Origin of the sequence: Frigidibacter sp. MR17.24 (genome assembly GCF_037095655.1) — a bacterium.
GTDB lineage: Bacteria > Pseudomonadota > Alphaproteobacteria > Rhodobacterales > Rhodobacteraceae > Frigidibacter.
The window spans coordinates 2,501-5,383 of record NZ_JBAWKE010000024.1; the positions used below are offsets into that span (position 1 = coordinate 2,501).

Genomic DNA, 2,883 nt, shown 5'->3' on the forward strand with positions numbered 1-2,883 from the left:
GTGGCGAGCGAACGCGGACCAGCCGAGCCTTGAGAGTGAGCAGAATGGTCTGGAAAGGCCAGCGATATGGGTGACAGCCCCGTATGCGAAGCTCGATGGGACGTATTAAGTAGGGCGGGACACGTGAAATCCTGTCTGAAGATCGGGGGACCACCCTCGAAGGCTAAGTACTCCTTACTGACCGATAGCGAACCAGTACCGTGAGGGAAAGGTGAAAAGCACCCCGACGAGGGGAGTGAAACAGTCCCTGAAACCGAACGCCTACAAGCAGTCGGAGGGTCCATGAGGCCTGACGGCGTACCTTTTGTATAATGGGTCAACGACTTGGTCTGTCGAGCAAGCTTAAGCCGTTAGGTGTAGGCGCAGCGAAAGCGAGTCTTAAAAGGGCGCATGAGTTCGACGGATCAGACCCGAAACCGAGTGATCTAGCCATGGCCAGGATGAAGGTGCGGTAACACGCACTGGAGGTCCGAACCGACACCCGTTGAAAAGGGTCCGGATGAGCTGTGGCTAGGGGTGAAAGGCCAATCAAACTCGGAGATAGCTGGTTCTCCGCGAAAGCTATTTAGGTAGCGCCTCGGACGAATACCCTGGGGGGTAGAGCACTGGATGGGTGATGGGGTCCCACAGACTTACTGAGCCTAACCAAACTCCGAATACCCAGGAGTACTATCCGGGAGACACACGGCGGGTGCTAACGTCCGTCGTGGAGAGGGAAACAACCCTGACCAACAGCTAAGGCCCCCAATTCGTGGCTAAGTGGGAAAGCATGTGGGACGACCAAAACAACCAGGAGGTTGGCTTAGAAGCAGCCATCCTTTAAAGATAGCGTAACAGCTCACTGGTCTAGACAAGTTGTCCTGCGGCGAAGATGTAACGGGGCTCAAGCCACGAGCCGAAGCTTTGGATGCACCTTATGGTGCGTGGTAGCGGAGCGTTCCGTGATATAACGCCTTGCCTCTTTTGCGACTTCGGTCGCAACGGAGGCAGTGGCGTTGACTGTGAAGCCGGGCCGTGAGGCATCCGGTGGAGTGATCGGAAGCGAGAATGTTGACATGAGTAGCGACAAACAGGGTGAGAGACCCTGTCGCCGAAAGTCCAAGGGTTCCTGCTTAAAGCTAATCTGAGCAGGGTAAGCCGGCCCCTAAGGCGAGGCCGAAAGGCGTAGTCGATGGGAACCAGGTTAATATTCCTGGGCCAGGAGGATGTGACGGATCCCGAGGGTAGTTCGTTCTTATCGGATTGAACGGGCTGCTTAGGGGTTCCTGGAAATAGCCCTCCATGAGACCGTACCCTAAACCGACACAGGTGGACTGGTAGAGAATACCAAGGCGCTTGAGAGAACCACGTTAAAGGAACTCGGCAAAATGCCTCCGTAAGTTCGCGAGAAGGAGGCCCCGTCTGTACGCAAGTATGGGCGGGGGGCACAAACTAGGGGGTGGCGACTGTTTACTTAAAACACAGGGCTCTGCGAAGCCGTAAGGCGACGTATAGGGTCTGACGCCTGCCCGGTGCTGGAAGGTTAAAAGGAGGGGTGCAAGCTCCGAATTGAAGCCCCAGTAAACGGCGGCCGTAACTATAACGGTCCTAAGGTAGCGAAATTCCTTGTCGGGTAAGTTCCGACCTGCACGAATGGCGTAACGACCTCCCCGCTGTCTCTAACGTGGACTCAGCGAAATTGAACTGTGTGTCAAGATGCACACTACCCGCGGTTAGACGGAAAGACCCCATGAACCTTTACTCTAGCTTCGCACTGGCATCAGGATTGCGATGTGCAGGATAGGTGGTAGGCTTTGAAACCGGGACGCCAGTTCCGGTGGAGCCATCCTTGAGATACCACCCTTCGCCATCTTGATGTCTAACCGCGGCCCGTCATCCGGGTCCGGGACCATGCGTGGTGGGGAGTTTGACTGGGGCGGTCGCCTCCCAAATCGTAACGGAGGCGCGCGAAGGTTGGCTCAGAGCGGTCGGAAATCGCTCGTTGAGTGCAATGGCAGAAGCCAGCCTGACTGCAAGACTGACAAGTCGAGCAGAGTCGAAAGACGGCCATAGTGATCCGGTGGTCCCAAGTGGGAGGGCCATCGCTCAACGGATAAAAGGTACTCTGGGGATAACAGGCTGATGATGCCCAAGAGTCCATATCGACGGCATCGTTTGGCACCTCGATGTCGGCTCATCTCATCCTGGGGCTGGAGCAGGTCCCAAGGGTATGGCTGTTCGCCATTTAAAGAGGTACGTGAGCTGGGTTTAGAACGTCGTGAGACAGTTCGGTCCCTATCTGCCGTGGGTGTAGGAGACTTGCGAAGAGTTGCCCCTAGTACGAGAGGACCGGGGTGAACGATCCACTGGTGGACCAGTTGTCGTGCCAACGGCAGTGCTGGGTAGCTATGATCGGACAGGATAACCGCTGAAGGCATCTAAGCGGGAAGCCCCCTTCAAAACTAGGTCTCCCTTGAGGGCCGTGGAAGACCACCACGTCGATAGGCCAGAGATGTAAGTGCGGTAACGCATTCAGTTGACTGGTACTAATTGCCCGATTGGCTTGATCTGATCCAGAAACAGCAAGGCTGTGAAACTGGTCGCAAGCATAAACTTGACGAAAACGACAACGCCGCGAAAGCGGTGCCGATGTTCTGGTTCTTCCTTGGTTTGGTGGTCATAGCACGAGCGAAACACCCGGCTCCATTCCGAACCCGGCCGTTAAGCGCCGTCGCGCCAATGGTACTGCGTCTCAAGACGTGGGAGAGTAGGTCACCGCCAAACCTAGAAAGAACCAGAATACTCTCGTACGACATCACTCCCCTGGCGCGGGATGGAGCAGCCCGGTAGCTCGTCAGGCTCATAACCTGAAGGTCGCAGGTTCAAATCCTGCTCCCGCAACCA

General features: G+C 56.0%; 1 tRNA gene and 2 rRNA genes (1 of these 3 running past the window's edge). All 3 read left to right on the forward strand.

Annotated features, from left to right (window positions below):
• Positions 1-2,550: ribosomal RNA gene (locus V8J39_RS23420) — 23S ribosomal RNA — on the forward strand (it extends 281 nt beyond the left edge of the window).
• Between the two features lie 98 nt (positions 2,551-2,648).
• Positions 2,649-2,763 (forward strand): 5S ribosomal RNA (gene rrf / locus V8J39_RS23425).
• Positions 2,764-2,806: 43 nt separating this feature from the next.
• Positions 2,807-2,883 (forward strand) — tRNA-Met (locus V8J39_RS23430).